This window comes from Azospirillum sp. TSO5, assembly GCF_003116065.1.
In the GTDB taxonomy this organism is placed as follows: Bacteria; Pseudomonadota; Alphaproteobacteria; order Azospirillales; family Azospirillaceae; genus Azospirillum.
On sequence record NZ_LGQY01000029.1, the window covers coordinates 45,175 to 59,846 of the forward strand.

General features: G+C 67.4%; 12 protein-coding genes. 6 read left to right on the plus strand and 6 right to left on the minus strand.

Translation table 11 applies throughout. The features are described 5' to 3' along the window. Positions 1–26: 26 nt before the first annotated feature. The 5 genes from queG to TSO5_RS08675 all read right to left on the minus strand — a co-directional run bounded on the left by queG (position 27) and on the right by TSO5_RS08675 (position 5,365). Complete coding sequence (gene queG / locus TSO5_RS08655) at positions 27–1,115, minus strand: tRNA epoxyqueuosine(34) reductase QueG (protein ID WP_247870653.1); 1,089 nt, start codon at positions 1,113–1,115, stop codon at positions 27–29. Beyond that, complete coding sequence (gene queF / locus TSO5_RS08660) at positions 1,102–1,566, minus strand: preQ(1) synthase (RefSeq protein ID WP_109073962.1); 465 nt, start codon at positions 1,564–1,566, stop codon at positions 1,102–1,104. Before queF ends, queG begins: the two co-directional genes overlap by 14 nt. Then, a complete protein-coding gene (tgt, locus tag TSO5_RS08665) occupies positions 1,559–2,800 on the minus strand; it encodes a tRNA guanosine(34) transglycosylase Tgt (protein ID WP_109151210.1) in 1,242 nt (413 codons plus the stop codon). Before tgt ends, queF begins: the two co-directional genes overlap by 8 nt. Beyond that, positions 2,797–3,825 (minus strand): tRNA preQ1(34) S-adenosylmethionine ribosyltransferase-isomerase QueA, encoded by a 1,029-nt coding sequence (queA, locus tag TSO5_RS08670; RefSeq protein ID WP_109151211.1) that lies wholly within the window; start codon positions 3,823–3,825, stop codon positions 2,797–2,799. The genes tgt and queA overlap by 4 nt, the downstream gene beginning before the upstream one ends. A gap of 193 nt (positions 3,826–4,018) precedes the next feature. Further along, positions 4,019–5,365 carry an AarF/UbiB family protein gene (locus TSO5_RS08675; protein WP_109151212.1) on the minus strand — a complete coding sequence of 449 codons (1,347 nt, stop codon included), beginning with the start codon at positions 5,363–5,365 and terminating at the stop codon, positions 4,019–4,021. Positions 5,366–5,930: 565 nt separating this feature from the next. Here TSO5_RS08675 and TSO5_RS08680 point away from each other — a divergent pair. From TSO5_RS08680 to guaB, 4 genes are all read left to right on the plus strand, one after another. Further along, positions 5,931–7,154, plus strand: a complete 1,224-nt coding sequence (locus TSO5_RS08680; protein WP_109151213.1) for an ABC transporter substrate-binding protein — start codon at positions 5,931–5,933, stop codon at positions 7,152–7,154. A gap of 145 nt (positions 7,155–7,299) precedes the next feature. After that, positions 7,300–8,310 carry a Ppx/GppA phosphatase family protein gene (locus TSO5_RS08685; protein ID WP_247870654.1) on the plus strand — a complete coding sequence of 337 codons (1,011 nt, stop codon included), beginning with the start codon at positions 7,300–7,302 and terminating at the stop codon, positions 8,308–8,310. A gap of 85 nt (positions 8,311–8,395) precedes the next feature. Further along, positions 8,396–9,103, plus strand: coding sequence for an RlmE family RNA methyltransferase (locus TSO5_RS08690; protein ID WP_109073956.1), 708 nt, complete (start codon positions 8,396–8,398; stop codon positions 9,101–9,103). Between the two features lie 132 nt (positions 9,104–9,235). After that, entirely contained in the window at positions 9,236–10,714 is a 1,479-nt protein-coding gene (guaB, locus tag TSO5_RS08695; RefSeq protein WP_109151215.1) for an IMP dehydrogenase, read from the plus strand. Positions 10,715–10,888: 174 nt separating this feature from the next. On the opposite strand, the gene TSO5_RS08700 is transcribed toward guaB, so the two are convergent. Then, entirely contained in the window at positions 10,889–11,425 is a 537-nt protein-coding gene (locus tag TSO5_RS08700) for a hypothetical protein (protein WP_109151216.1), read from the minus strand. 121 nt (positions 11,426–11,546) lie between these two features. Here TSO5_RS08700 and ligA point away from each other — a divergent pair, with 121 nt between their 5' ends. Both ligA and TSO5_RS08710 read left to right on the plus strand, forming a co-directional pair. Continuing rightward, on the plus strand, positions 11,547–13,928 hold the full coding sequence (ligA, locus tag TSO5_RS08705; protein ID WP_109151217.1) for an NAD-dependent DNA ligase LigA: 2,382 nt from the start codon (positions 11,547–11,549) through the stop codon (positions 13,926–13,928). Positions 13,929–14,144: 216 nt separating this feature from the next. Continuing rightward, complete coding sequence (locus tag TSO5_RS08710) at positions 14,145–14,564, plus strand: bacteriohemerythrin (protein ID WP_109151218.1); 420 nt, start codon at positions 14,145–14,147, stop codon at positions 14,562–14,564. Positions 14,565–14,672: the final 108 nt, after the last annotated feature.

Consider the following 14,672-nt stretch of genomic DNA (forward strand, 5'->3'; position numbering starts at 1 on the left):
GTGCCGACGCATGGAAGAAACGTCACTCAAGCGTGCGAATTTTCCGCGCTGCTCAACCTTGCCGCTGCCCATCCGGCGGCTTCGCTCACCACATCGCTGGCGTCCTCCCGCAGAGCCTCGGCCACCGGTCGCAACGCCGGATCGCCGCTGTTGCCGATGGCGACCAGCACGTTGCGGACAAAGCGGTCGCGGCCGATGCGCTTGATGGGGGAGCCGCTGAACACCTGCCGGAAACCGGCATCGTCCAGTTGCGCCAAGTCGGCCAGCCGCGGCGCGGTCAACTCGGCCCGCGGCAGGAAGGCGGGTTCGCTGGTCGCGCGGGCGAACTTGTTCCAGGGGCAGGCGGCGAGGCAATCGTCACAGCCATAGATGCGGTTGCCCATCAGCGGCTTGAGATCGTCGGGGATCGGCCCCTTATGCTCGATGGTCAGATAGCTGATGCAGCGCCGGGCGTCGATCTGGTAGGGCGCCGGGAAGGCGGCGGTCGGGCAGGCGGTCTGGCAACGGTCGCAGGAGCCGCAGCGGTCGCGGGCCGGCGGGTCCGGCGGCAACTCCAGCGTCGTGTAGATCTCGCCCAGGAACAGCCAGGAGCCATGGTCGCGCGACACCAGATTGGTGTGCTTGCCCTGCCAGCCGAGCCCGGCCTGCGCCGCCAACGGCTTTTCCATCACCGGGGCGGTGTCGACGAACACCTTAACCCCCGCCTTGGTCTGGTGGGCGAGCCATTGGGCCAGCGTCTTCAGCCGCCCCTTGACCAAGTCATGATAGTCCCGGTTGCGGGCATAGACGGAGACGACGCCGCGGTCGGGATGGTCCGCCAACCGGCGCGGATCGTCGTGCGGGGCGTAGCTGGTGCCCAGCGCGATGACGGTGCGCGCTTCGTCCCACAGCGATTGCGGATGGCTGCGCTGGTCGCTGCGTTCGTCCATCCATCCCATGTCGCCGTGCCGCCCCTCGGCAACGAACTGGGCGAGACGCTCGCGCGCCTCCGGTCCCAGCGCGGCGGGGGCGAATCCCACCGCGTCGAATCCCACCGCCAGCGCACGGTCGCGGATGGCGTCGCGCAGCCGCGCCGGGTCGGCGGACGCCAGCGGGGCGGGCTTAGCCGCGGCCACGATAGGTCTGGACGTCCTGCGACGGGATCCAGACGCCCTTCGGCGGTTCGCCGGTCTGGAAGAAGACGTCGATGGGGATGCCGCCGCGCGGATACCAATAGCCGCCGATGCGCAGCCACACCGGCGACAGTTCGTCCACCAGACGCTTGCCGATGCCCACCGTGCAGGCCTCGTGGAAGGCGCCGTGGTTGCGGAAGCTGGTCAGGAACAGTTTCAGCGACTTCGATTCCACCAGCCAGTCACCGGGCACATAGTCGATGACCAGATGGGCGAAATCGGGCTGGCCGGTGATCGGGCAGAGCGAGGTGAACTCCGGCGCGGTGAAGCGCACGCAGTAGGGGGTGCCTGGATTAGGGTTCGGCACCCGCTCCAGCACCGCCTCCTCCGGGGTCTTGGGCTGGACGGTGGAGCCGCCGAGCTGGGTCAGGCCGGCATAGATGTTCTCAGTCATCGGTCTTTTCCTCTTCCACCCGGTCCTTCTTGGGCGGATCGCTGTCTTTGCCCGCCTTCGGCTGGCGGCCTTGCTTCGGCGGCTTGCCGGGCTTGGCGATGGGATCGACGGTCGCCTCGATGTCGCCCTCGTTCATGCGGGCTTCCATCGCGCTGGCGACCTCCTCGAAGTTGCCGTCCTCGATGGCCTGCCGCATCGTCCGCATCACGTCCTGGTAGTAATGCAGGTTGTGCCAGGTCAGCAGCATCGGCCCCAGCATCTCGTCCGCCTTGAACAGATGATGCAGATAGCCCCGGCTGTAGCTGCGGCAAGCGGGGCAGGTGCAGTCGGCGTCGAGCGGGCGCTCGTCATGGGCGTGCCGGGCGTTGCGGATGTTGATGGTGCCGCGGCGGACGAAGGCCTGTCCGGTGCGGCCCGAGCGGGTCGGCATCACGCAGTCGAACATGTCGACACCGCGCCGCACCGCGCCGATCAGGTCGCTCGGCCGGCCGACGCCCATCAGGTAGCGCGGGCGGTCCTTGACCATCAGCGGTTCGGTGAAGTCCAGCACGCGGAACATCGTCTCCTGGCCCTCGCCGACCGCCAGCCCGCCGATGGCGTAGCCGTCGAAGCCGATGTCGCTCAGGGCGGCGACGCTCTCCGCCCGCTGCTCCGGATAGACGCTGCCCTGGACAATGCCGAACAGGCCGTAGCCCGGCCGCTCGACGAAGGCGTCCTTGCTGCGGCGTGCCCAGCGCATCGACAGGCGCATGGAGGATTCGGCCTGCGCCTCGGTCGCCGGGAAGGGCGTGCATTCGTCCAGGCACATGGTGATGTTGCTGTCCAGCATGTGCTGGATCTGGATCGAGCGTTCCGGCGTCAGATGGTGGAGGCTGCCGTCCAGGTGCGATTTGAAGGTGACGCCTTCCTCCGACATGGTGCGCAGGTCGGACAGGCTCATCACCTGGAAGCCGCCGCTGTCGGTCAGGATCGGCTTGTTCCAGTTCATGAAGCGGTGCAGGCCGCCCAGTTGCGCCACCCGCTCCGCCGTCGGGCGCAGCATCAGGTGATAGGTGTTGCCGAGCAGGATTTCCGCGCCGGTCGAGGCCACCGCGTCGGTGGTCATCGCCTTCACCGTCGCCGCGGTACCGACCGGCATGAAGGCCGGCGTCTCGATGGTGCCGTGGGCGGTGGTCACGCGGCCGCGCCGCGCCCGCCCGTCGGTCGCCAGAAGGTCAAAGCCGATGCCGGTCATGATGGGTCCGTCCTGTGCAGCAGCGAGGCGTCGCCGTAGCTGAAGAAGCGATAGTTGGTGTTGATGGCATGTTGATAGGCCGCCCGCATGCGGTCATAGCCGGCGAAGGCGCAGACCAACATGAACAGGGTCGATTTCGGCAGGTGGAAGTTGGTCCACAAGAGATCGACGATGCGGAAGCGGTAGCCGGGGGTGATGAAGATGTCGGTATCGCCGCTGAAGGGGACCAGCGTCCCGTCAGGCCGCCCGGCCGTCTCCAGGATGCGTAGCGCCGTGGTGCCGACCGAGACGATGCGGCCACCGGCCTTGCGCGTCTCGTTTACCGCGGCAGCGGTCTCCGGAGAGATCTCGCCCCACTCGCTGTGCATCTTGTGGTCGGCGATGTCGTCGACCTTCACCGGCAGGAAGGTGCCGGCGCCGACATGCAGGGTGACCGGCACCCGCCGCACCCCGCGTTCGTCCAGCGCCGCCAGCAACTCCGGCGTGAAATGCAACCCGGCGGTGGGGGCGGCGACGGCGCCCTCGCGGGCGGCGAAGACGGTCTGGTAGTCGGCGTTGTCGCCCTCGTCGGCCTTGCGGCGGATGTAGGGCGGCAGCGGCATCCGGCCATGGCGGTGCAGCGCCTCCATCAGTTCCGCCCCGCCGGCGGAGAAGCGCAGCCGCACCTCCATGCCGTCCTTGGCGGTGACCTCGGCGCTGAAATCATCCGCTATGACGATGGTGTCGCCGGGCTTAAGCCGCTTGCCGGGTTTGGAGAAGGTCGCCCATTCCCGCTCGCCCAGCCGTTTGTGCAGCGTGATCTCCACCGCCACCTCGCCGCGCCGGCCGTCGAGCCGGGCGGGAATCACGCGGGTGTCGTTGACGACCATCAGGTCGCCCGGCTGCAACAGCGTCGGCAGGTCCCGCACGATGAAGTCGCGCAAGGTCGAACCCACCTCCAGCAGGCGGGCGGCGTCACGCGGCCGGACGGGATGCTCGGCGATCCGGTCGGGCGGCAGGTCGAAGTCGAAATCGGCGGTCTTCATGGGAGGGGCAAGCTATAGACTGAAGTGCGGGCGGATGGGAAGGGTTTGGGGTGTGCCAATCCTATGCCCCCTCCCCATCCCTCCCCCGCTGCGCGGGAGAGGGGGCAGGAGCTTTGCAGGAGTGCGGCGGCAGTTCCCTCTCCCGCGTTAGCGGGGGAGGGCTAGGGAGGGGGCATCGGCGCCCCCACTCCCATCACTCCGCCTGCGGCAACCCCTGCGCCGCCAGCGCCGCGCTCTGCCGCGCCGCCAGTTCGTTCACATCGAAGTCGCGGATCAGCCCCTGGAACATCTGGTACCAGTTCAACTCCGCCTTCAGATGCAGGAAGACCGAGCCCAGCCCCACCGCGGCGCGGTCCATGAAGACGAACTCGCGCGGGATCTCGACACCGCCGACGCGGCGCAACTCCGCATGGACCTTGCCGGCGGTCTCGCGCCCGTAATGGCCGCCGTTGGTCTCCTCGATCTTGCGCTGGCGATCCTCCATGATCGGGGCATAGACGAAGCGCGCCCAGATGTTCAGAACGTCGACCAGCTCGTTCGACGGGTTGACGAAGCCCCAGGTGCGGTAGGCCTCCACCGCCTGCTCGCGGTTCTCGGTGCGCAGGGCGTTGTAGAGGTCGATCACGCCCTTGACGAAGCTGGGCTTGAAGACGCGGATACAGCCGAAATCCAGCAGGTTGATCGAGCGGTCGGGCCGGACCGTGTAATTGCCCAGGTGCGGGTCGCCGTGGATGACCCCGTAATTGTAGAAGGGCACGTACCAGGCGCGGAACATGTTCATCGCCAACTCGTCGCGCGCTTCCGGATGCTCGGCGACGAAGTCCAGGATCTTGCGGCCATGCACCCAGCCCATGGTCAGCAGCCGCTTGCTCGACAGCTCCGGCACCACGTCCGGCACATGGACGCCGGGCGTGCCGGCCAGCATGGATTGATACAGGCGGGTGTGCTTGGCCTCGCGTTCGTAATCCAGCTCCTCGCGCAGGCGGGCGCCGATCTCCTTCTGGATCTGGCGGGTGGAGATGGCGCTGTCGGTGCGCTCGAAGATCGCGAAGATCAGGCCCAACTGCCGCAGGTCGGCCTCCACCGCCGAGGCCATGTCGGGATATTGCAGTTTGCAGGCAAGCTCCCGCCCATCCAGGCCGACGGCCTTGTGGACCTGCCCCAGCGACGCGGCGGCGGCGGCCGTGTGTTCGAAGCTGCGGAACCGCGACTGCCAGTTGGGACCAAGCTCGCTCGCCATCCGCCGCTTGACGAAGGGCCAGCCCATCGACGGCGCGTCGGCCTGTAGCTGGGCCAGTTCCTGGGTGTATTCCTTCGGCAGGGCGTCGGGGATGGTGGAGAGGATCTGCGCCACCTTCATCAGCGGCCCTTTCAGCCCGCCGAGCGCCGCCCGCAGTTCGGCCGCGTGGCGTTCCCGCTCCACGCGGATTCCCAGCACGCGCTCACCCGCCAGCCGCGCGGCCAGCCCGCCAACGGCGGTGCCGACCCGCGCATATCGCGCGACCCGCCCGCCCCATGTGTTCTCATCGTGTTCCGGCATGCCCCACAAGGTGGGTTCGGCCCCGGCAAAAGGCCAGCCCTCCCCCGATTGGACGGGCGATCGAACCTCCCAAAATGGTGCCGCGCCGCAGCATGCGATTTTCTTGACAGCTCTGTGAAAGGGGAGCAGGCTTCGTCTTACAGTAATCAACGCCGAGGTGAAGTGAGCGAGCATCGGAAACGCCTTACCGTTCAAGCAGATGGCTTGGACGGAACAGTAGAGACCGATACCAGGGAGGGTGAGTAAGATCATGACTCCACCGGCGCTTACGTGATAATGCCGAACTATTCGGCCGACATAGCTCAGTTTTATCTCGCCTGATTGGCGACACCATTTGGGCCGTTGATGCCCGATGCGAAAGCCCTCGCCCCAGTTCGGAGCGAGGGCTTTTGTTTTGCGCGGAGTCTTCCGATGCGAGGTTCGCCAAGCTCCGGGCAATACGTTGCAAACGATACTGTTTGCGCCTGAAACCAAATCCCGCTATCCACGGACACGAACGGTGCGGCAGGACGTCGCAGCCCGGCGCACGCACCCGTTACGCAAAATCGGGGATGGGGAGGATCGCATGGGGCGTTTTCTAAGGCCTTTCACGCTGGCGGCCTTGCTTGCCACGACGGCGTTGTCAGCGGCGGCACATTCCGCACAGGCGCAGACCACCCAGCCGGTGCGCATCGGCGTGCTGGCGGATGAGGCGGGCTTCGCGTCCGACATCGGCGGCGCGGGCGCGGTGCTCGCCACCCGGATGGCGGTGGAGGATTTCGGCGGCAGCGTGCTCGGCCGGCCGGTGGAGGTGCTGTCCGCCGACATGCAGAACAAGCCGGACGTGGCGTCCAACATCGTGCGCAGCTGGTTCGACCGCGAAGGCGTCGACATGGTGACCGACATCCCGGTCTCCTCGGTCGCGCTGGCGGTGCAGGCTGTCGCGCGCGAGAAGAAAAAGGTGCTGATGATCAGCGCCGCGACGACGACCGAGCTGACCAACGCCCAGTGCTCCCCCTACAGCATCCATTGGGCCGACGATACCGCGTCGCTGGCGGTCGGCACCACCAAGGCGGTGGTGCAGTCGGGCGGCACCAGCTGGTACTTCATCACCGCCGATTTCGCCTTCGGATCCGCCATGGAGAAGGCGGCGACCGAGGCGATCAAACAGGCTGGCGGCACCGTGGTCGGCGGCGTGCGTCACCCGATGGGCACCAGCGATTTCGGCTCCTACCTGCTCAGCGCCCAGGGCAGCGGCGCCAAGGTGGTGGCGCTCGCCAATGTCGGCGCGGAGACCATCGGCACCATCAAGCAGGCCGGCGAGTTCGGTCTGACCCAGTCCGGCCAGCGGCTGGTCGGCTACATCGTCTTCATCACCGACATCCACTCGCTGGGTCTCGACCTCGCCAAGGGGCTGTATGTCACCAGCGGCTTCTATTGGGACAAGAATGACCAGACGCGGGCCTGGGCCAAGCGCTTCTTCGACCGTCACGGCAAGATGCCGACCAAGGAGCAGGCCAATACCTACCTCGCCACCCTGCATTGGCTGAAGGGCGTCAAGGCGGCGGGCACCACCGATGCCGAGGCGGTCACCGCCGCTATGAAGGCGATGCCGACCGATTATTTCGGCACCCCCGGCAGCATCCGTAAGGACGGCCGTGTGCTGTACGATCTGGAGTTGTATCAGGTGAAGGCCCCGGCGGAGAGCAAGGCGCCGTGGGACTATTACAAGCAGGTCCGCAGCATCCCGGCATCGGAGGCCTTCCTGCCGATCGAGTCCAGCACCTGTCCCTTCGTGAAGGCCAAGTGAGGTTTGTGAAAGCCAAGTGATTGGCGCAGATGTGACCTGCGGGTCGCCGCCGGCGGAATCCGAGTCGAGAAGGGTTCCCGCCGGACGGCGATCCGGGTTACACTCCGCTCTTTAGGCACGGCGGGGACGGTACGTGGATCTACAGGTGCAAAGCGAACGGCAGAACGACACCGGACGGTTGCGTTCGTCGGCGCTGGTGCGCCCGGTCTTCGCCGCGCTGGACCTCGGCACCAACAATTGCCGCCTGCTGATCGCCAAATCGGCGCCGGGCGGCTTCCGCGTCATCGACGCCTTTTCCCGCATCGTCCGCCTGGGTGAAGGCCTGAGCCGCAACGACCACCTGTCGGAGCCTGCGATGGAGCGCACCATCGCGGCGCTTCGCGTCTGCGGCTCCAAGATCGAGCGTCGCGGCTGCACCGCCGTGCGCGCCGTCGGGACCGAGGCCTGCCGCCGCGCCGCCAACGGCGCCGCTTTCGTCGAGGCGGTGGAGCGCGAGACCGGCATCCCGCTGGAAATCATCTCCAGCCAGGAAGAGGGTCGGCTGGCGCTGGCCGGCTGCGCCGCGCTGCTGGAGCCGACCCATCCCTATGCCATCGTCTTCGACATCGGCGGCGGCTCCACCGAACTGATGTGGCTGCAGGTGGAGAAGGGCAGGGCGCCGCGCCTGCTCGACCAGACCTCGATCCGCTGCGGCGTCATCGGGCTGACCGAGGAATATGGCGGCCCCGACGTCACCCGCGTCAACTACACCCAGATGGTGGAGGCGGTGGCCGACGCCATCGCCCCGTTCGAGGCGCGCAACCGCATCCAGAGCCGCGTTGCCGCCGGCAAGGTGCAGATGCTCGGCACCTCCGGCACGGTGACGACGCTGGCCGGCGTGCATCTGGGGCTCTGCCGTTATGACCGGCGGGCGGTGGACGGCAGCTATCTGCGGGTGGACCATGCCCGCGCGGTGATCGACCATCTGGTCGCCCAGGATTTCGACGGCCGCGCCCGCCATCCCTGCATCGGCCAGGACCGCGCCGATCTGGTGGTCGCCGGCTGCGCCGTTCTGGACGCGCTGTGCGACGTCTGGCCGGTGGAGCGGCTGCGCATCGCCGACCGCGGCTTGCGCGAAGGAATTCTGGTGGACCTGATCGGGGCCGCCGGCGAATAAACCGGTCGACGCGACCGGATAGATGATCGGGCAGGAGGGGAAAGGCTCCCCGCCTGCGCCGGATGACCGAGGAACTGCAGCGATCATGACCGAAAAGACTCCGTCGACGCGCCCGGGTGGGCGCCGTGCCACGGTCCGTGTGAAGACCGCCGGCAAGCGCACGGAATCCTCCAAGCGCTGGCTGGAGCGCCACCTGAACGACCCCTATGTGGCCGAAGCGACCAAGCGCGGCTACCGCTCGCGCGCTGCGTTCAAGCTGCTGCAGCTGGACGAGAAGTTCCGCCTGCTCGGCCCCGGCAAGCGTGTGGTCGATCTGGGTGCCGCCCCCGGCGGCTGGACCCAGATCGCGGTGGAGAAGGTGCAGACCGCCAAGGATGGCTGGAAGGTCGTCGGGCTGGACATCCTGCCGATGGACCCGGTCCCCGGCGCCACCACCATGCAGGCCGACTTCCTGGAGGAAGGCGCCGCCGAGGCGTTGAAGGAAGCGCTGGGCGGCCCGGCCGATCTGGTGTTGAGCGACATGGCCGCCCCCACCACCGGGCACCAGCAGACCGACCATCTTCGCATCATGGGTCTGGCCGAGGCTGCTTACGATTTCGCCGAGGAGGTGCTGGCCCCCGGCGGCGCCTTCGTCGCCAAGCTGTTCCAGGGCGGGGCGGAACGCTCGCTGCTCGACCGGCTGCGGCGCGACTTCGCCGTGGTCAAGCACGCCAAGCCGCCGGCCAGCCGCGCCGAATCGTCGGAGACCTATGTGGTCGCCACCGGCTTCCGCGGCGGCAAGGCCGAGGACTGATCCATTTCACCCTCCCGAAGCGGGAGGGGACCTCTTTTCGCACTTGCATAACAGATGCTGTGTGCGCACGGGTTCACAAGCCCATGGTCTTGTGTATAAGTGCGCCACGTTTATCTTCCGGGAGATTCACACATGGCGCGCGACACCAAAATCCGCGAAGCCCTGACCTTCGACGACGTGCTGCTGGTTCCGGCCGAAAGCTCGGTCCTGCCGAACGACGTGGACACCCGGACAAGATTGACTAAGACCATCGAGCTGGGCATCCCGCTGATGTCCTCGGCGATGGACACGGTGACCGAGAGCCGTCTCGCCATCGCCATGGCCCAGGCCGGCGGCATCGGCGTCGTCCACCGCAACCTGACCATCGAGCAGCAGGCCGAAGAGGTCCGCAAGGTCAAGCGGTTCGAGTCGGGCATGGTCGTCAACCCGATCACCATCACGCCGAACGCGACGCTGGCCGACGCCCTGCAGCTGATGGCCGACTATCGCATCTCCGGCATCCCGGTGGTGGAAAGCCGCGACCAGCTCGGCAGCGGCAAGCTGGTCGGCATGCTGACCAACCGCGACGTCCGCTTCGCCACCGATCCCAAGCAGCCGGTCAGCGAGCTGATGACCAAGGAGCTGGTGACCGTCCGCGAGGGCGTCAGCCAGGAGGAAGGCAAGCGCCTGCTCCACCAGCACCGCATCGAGAAGCTGCTGGTCGTCGACGAGGATTACCGCTGCATCGGCCTCGTCACCGTCAAGGACATCGAGAAGGCGCAGGCCTATCCGAACGCCTGCAAGGACGGCAAGGGCCGCCTGCGCGTCGCCGCCGCCACCGGTACCGGCAATGACGGTCTGGCTCGTGCGGAGGCTCTGTTCGATGCCGGCGTAGACGTGCTGGTGGTCGACACCGCGCACGGCCACTCCGCCAAGGTGCTGGAGCAGGTCCGCGCCGCCCGCGCCATGTCGAGCTACACCCAGGTCATCGCCGGCAACGTCGCCACCGCGGAAGCGGCCAAGGCGCTGATCGACGCCGGTGTGGACGCCGTCAAGGTCGGCATCGGTCCGGGCTCCATCTGCACCACCCGCATCATCGCCGGCGTCGGAGTGCCGCAGCTGACCGCGGTCATGGATGTGGTGGACGAGTGCGAGAAGCATGGCATCCCGGTGATCGCCGACGGCGGCATCAAGTATTCGGGCGATCTGGCCAAGGCCATCGCCGGCGGCGCCAGCGTCGCCATGCTGGGCAGCCTGTTCGCCGGCACCGACGAAAGCCCGGGCGAGGTCATCCTGTTCCAGGGCCGCTCCTACAAGAGCTATCGCGGCATGGGCTCGGTCGGCGCCATGGCGCGCGGTTCGGCGGACCGTTACTTCCAGCAGGAGGTTTCGACCATGAAGCTGGTGCCGGAAGGCGTCGAAGGCCGCGTTCCCTACAAGGGTCCGGTGTCGGCGGTCATCCACCAGCTGGTCGGCGGCCTGCGCGCGGCCATGGGCTACACCGGCAGCGCCTCCATCGCCGAGATGCGCGAGAAGTGCCAGTTCGTCCGCATCACCAACGCGGGTCTGCGCGAAAGCCACGTCCACGACATCACCATCACCAACGAGTCGCCGAACTACCGGCAGGGGTGAGGTGAAGTTGGGGGTAGGCGTCGGCTGACGAATGCCCCCTCCCTAACCCTCCCCCGCCTCGCGGGAGAGGGGACTGCCGCGACTTCGCGAATCAAATCACGCTGACAAGCGTTCTACCCCCTCCACCGCTGAAAAGCGGGGGAGGGATGGGGAGGGGGCAACCCACGCAGCAACTCACCCTGCCGCGCCAACTCCCTCCGCCACCAGCTTCCAAGGCTGCCACCCGCCCAGCCGCACGCCGACGGCGAGGCTGGTGAAGGGAATCCGTAGCTCGATATCCCGCGGCTGGAAGAAGGTCAGCCGTTCCGGCTCCCCCTTCTCGTCGAACTCCAGCCGGGCGCCCTTCGGCTCGGGCGCGTACTCGTCGCTCATCACCTGCCAGATTTCCAGGTCGCTGCCGTGGTTGGTGATCTTGTACTGGCCGCAGCGCCAGGTCGCCGATTCGCCGACGCTGCCCTCCACCACCTTCTTGTCGCCCTCCATCCGCACGTCGCCGATCCCGGCGGCCTCGCCCTTCATCGACGGCCCCTGCCGCTCGGCACGGAAGCCCAGCCGCAGCCACGCCGAGCGGCTGTGCGGGATCAGCCGGCGCACGGTGCGCGCGTCCTCGGCCGCGAAATGGTCGGGGTCGTCGTAGAGGATGCGGTCCAGCGCGGCGGCGACGATCATGCGGTCGTCGATGCGCAGGTCCGGCAGATAGGCTTTGCTCATTAGGCCAGCGGACTCCGAAGGGTGTGCCCGTCAGTATATAGGGACTTGCCCTCGCAGTCGCCCGATGCGCTATCCTGCGCGGCCCTTCTTCGGAAGACCCCGATTCGTCATGAGACGCGCCATGCAGGACCTGTTCGACACGCCGCCCGATCCCCGCAGCATCGCCGTCGATGCGCTGACGCCGGACCAGGCCGCGGCGGAGCTGGCGGCACTGGCCGCCGAGATCGCCCATCATGACCGGCTCTACCACCAGCAGGACCAGCCGGAGATCTCCGACGCCGACTATGACGCGCTGGTCCGCCGCAACCTCGCCGTCGAAGCGCGTTTTCCAGACTTGCGGCGTGCCGATTCGCCCAGCCTGCGCGTCGGCGCCGCCCCGGCCGCCGGCTTCGGCAAGGTCCGTCACGCTGTCCCGATGCTGTCGCTGGGAAACGCCTTCGCGCCGGAGGATGTGGCGGAGTTCGATGCCCGCGTCCGCCGCTTCCTCGGCCTGTCCGACGATGCGCCGCTGACCTTCGTCGCGGAACCGAAGATCGACGGCCTGTCCTGCTCGCTGCGCTACGAGAGGGGCGAACTGGTGCTGGCCGCCACCCGCGGCGACGGGGCGGAGGGCGAGAACGTCACCGCCAACGTCCGCACCATCCGCGACGTGCCGCACCGCCTGCCGGTGCCCTTCCCCGATGTGCTGGAGGTCCGCGGCGAGGTCTATATGAGCCGCGACGACTTCCTGGCGATGAACGCCGCCCGTGCGGAGAAGGGCGAGCAGCTGTTCGCCAACCCGCGCAACGCGGCGGCCGGCAGCCTGCGCCAGCTTGACCCTTCCATCACCGCGTCCCGACCGCTCTGCTTCTTCGGCTATGCGCTGGGCGAGGTGTCGGAACCGATCGCAGAGACTCAATGGGGCATTCGCGAGCGGCTGAAGGGCTGGGGCTTCCAGCTGAACCGGCCGGCGGAGCTGTGCGACGGCAAGGACAAGCTGCTGGCCTATTACGAGGGCATCGGCCGGCGGCGTGCCGGCCTTCCCTTCGACATCGACGGCGTCGTGTACAAGGTCGACAGCCTGGAACTCCAGCAGCGGCTTGGCTTCGTCAGCCGGGCGCCGCGCTGGGCCATCGCCCACAAGTTCCCGGCCGAGCAGGCTCAGACCCGGCTGAAAGCCATCACCATTCAGGTCGGTCGCACCGGCGCGCTTACTCCGGTGGCCGAGTTGGAGGACATCACCGTCGGCGGCGTCGTCGTCAGCCGCGCCACCCTGCACAACGAGGACGAGATCGCCCGCAAGGACATCCGCGTCGGCGACCTCGTGGTGGTCCAACGGGCCGGCGACGTCATTCCGCAGGTGGTGGAGGTGGTGCTGTCCCAGCGCCCGGCCGACTCCGTCCCCTATGTCGCGCCGGAGACCTGCCCGGTCTGCGGCAGCCTCGCCATCCGCGAGGCGGGTGAGGTGGTGCGCCGCTGCACCGGCGGCCTGATCTGTGCCGCCCAGGCCAAGGAGCGACTCCGCCATTTCGTCTCGCGCGACGCCTTCGACATCGAAGGGTTGGGCGAAAAGATCATCGAGGAGTTCTGGGACGAGGGCTTCATCAAGTCGCCGGTGGATATTTTCACCCTGGAGGGCCGTGTCGAACTGATCGGCCGGCCGGGCTGGAAGGAGAAGTCGGTCCAGAACCTGTTCAAGGCGATCGAGCAGCGCCGAAACGGCATCGACCTGCACCGGCTGATCTACGCGCTCGGCATCCGCCATGTCGGCGAAGTAACGGCCAAGTCTCTGGCCCGCCAGTACAAGACCATGCCAGGCTGGGTCGATGGCATGCTGGCCGCGGAACGGGCGATGCCCGGCCAGGACTGGCGCGACCTGCACGAATTGAAGGGCGTTGGCCGCGCCACCGCCGACGCCATCATCGGCTGGTTTGCCGATCCGGAATGCGGCGCGAAGCTGGACTTCTATGCTGGCAAAGATGGGGCCGGCAACGATGCGCTTCGGCTGGAGACCATCATCGCCTCGTTGGGGATCAAGGGCGTCAAGAAGCCGGCGGCACAGGCGCTCGCTGAACGCTACGGCACCTTGGCCGAGTGGCGGGCGGCGATGGAGCGTGCGGCCGGGCAGGCGCCGGGTCAGCCCTGGCTCGATCTGGTCGCCACTCCCGATGTGGGCGAGGTCGCGGCGGAGGAACTGGCCGGCTTCTTCGCCGAAGAGCGCAACCTCGCCATCGTCCACGGCCTGATGGAAAGACTGACCGTGCTGGAGGCCGAGGTGCCGAAGGCCAGCAACTCCCCCATCGCCGGCAAGACGGTGGTCTTCACCGGGACGCTGGAGCGGATGACCCGGTCGGAGGCGAAGGCGCGCGCCGAGTCGCTGGGCGCCAAGGTGGCGGGCTCCGTCTCCGGCAAGACCGACTATCTGGTCGCCGGAGCCGACGCCGGCAGCAAGGCGGCCAAGGCCAAGGACCTGGGCGTCGAGATCCTGACCGAGGACGAATGGCTGGCCAGGATCGGCGGCTGACCTGATCCCGAGTCCCACGTTCGCCAAAATGTCGCATCCCCGTTCGGTCGGATTGACGGACGGGGATGGGGGGAGTGAAATCAGACAACGCTTATAGGAAAAGCGAAACCTGCCGGGCAGGTGGCCCGACCCTCCAGCGGAGGGCGGTGCCGACGGGCGGTCAACGCCCGCACCCGCCCACCCGGCGCCGAGCAAACGGGGGACGAAGGAAACGCCATGGGGCCAATTCAGTGGTCGCGCTGGATGAGCGTGGGCAACGACGCGTTGGACGAGGATCACCGCGTCCTGATCGCCATCGTCAACAAGCTGTATGACGAGGCCAACCGCCAGGACCCCGCCCTCATCGAAGCCATCCTCAACGAACTGATCGCCTACACCCGTCATCATTTCGCGGAGGAGGAGGCGCAGATGGAGCGGCGGAACTATCCGACCTTCGCCGCGCACAAGGCCCTGCACGACCGGCTGACCCAACAGGTCGAAAGCTACCGCGACGATTTCCGCGCCGATGGCGGCCGGATCAGTGGCGAGGAGGTGTTCCTGTTCTGCTCCGACTGGCTGGGCAAGCACATCCTGAAGGAAGACACCCGCTTCGGCGAGTATGCCGGCAATGAGGCGGAGATGGCGGTGGCGGAGTAGGGGAGAATGGTCCGTATCCCATCCGCCTAAGGTTTTAGGTAAAGAAAATTACCTAAAATACTGAAACAACTCACAATTCCTGCAGGCCATCCGAAATTGCGCGCGGCG

Coding starts and splice junctions, on each gene's coding strand:
- TSO5_RS08675 (WP_109151212.1), bottom strand. CDS start 5,365: ATGCCGGAACACGATGAGAACACATGGGGCGGGCGGGTCGCGCGATAT.
- guaB (WP_109151215.1), top strand. CDS start 9,236: ATGGCGCGCGACACCAAAATCCGCGAAGCCCTGACCTTCGACGACGTG.
- TSO5_RS08710 (WP_109151218.1), top strand. CDS start 14,145: ATGGGGCCAATTCAGTGGTCGCGCTGGATGAGCGTGGGCAACGACGCG.
- ligA (WP_109151217.1), top strand. CDS start 11,547: ATGCAGGACCTGTTCGACACGCCGCCCGATCCCCGCAGCATCGCCGTC.
- TSO5_RS08680 (WP_109151213.1), top strand. CDS start 5,931: ATGGGGCGTTTTCTAAGGCCTTTCACGCTGGCGGCCTTGCTTGCCACG.
- queF (WP_109073962.1), bottom strand. CDS start 1,566: ATGACTGAGAACATCTATGCCGGCCTGACCCAGCTCGGCGGCTCCACC.
- TSO5_RS08690 (WP_109073956.1), top strand. CDS start 8,396: ATGACCGAAAAGACTCCGTCGACGCGCCCGGGTGGGCGCCGTGCCACG.
- tgt (WP_109151210.1), bottom strand. CDS start 2,800: ATGACCGGCATCGGCTTTGACCTTCTGGCGACCGACGGGCGGGCGCGG.
- TSO5_RS08700 (WP_109151216.1), bottom strand. CDS start 11,425: ATGAGCAAAGCCTATCTGCCGGACCTGCGCATCGACGACCGCATGATC.
- queA (WP_109151211.1), bottom strand. CDS start 3,825: ATGAAGACCGCCGATTTCGACTTCGACCTGCCGCCCGACCGGATCGCC.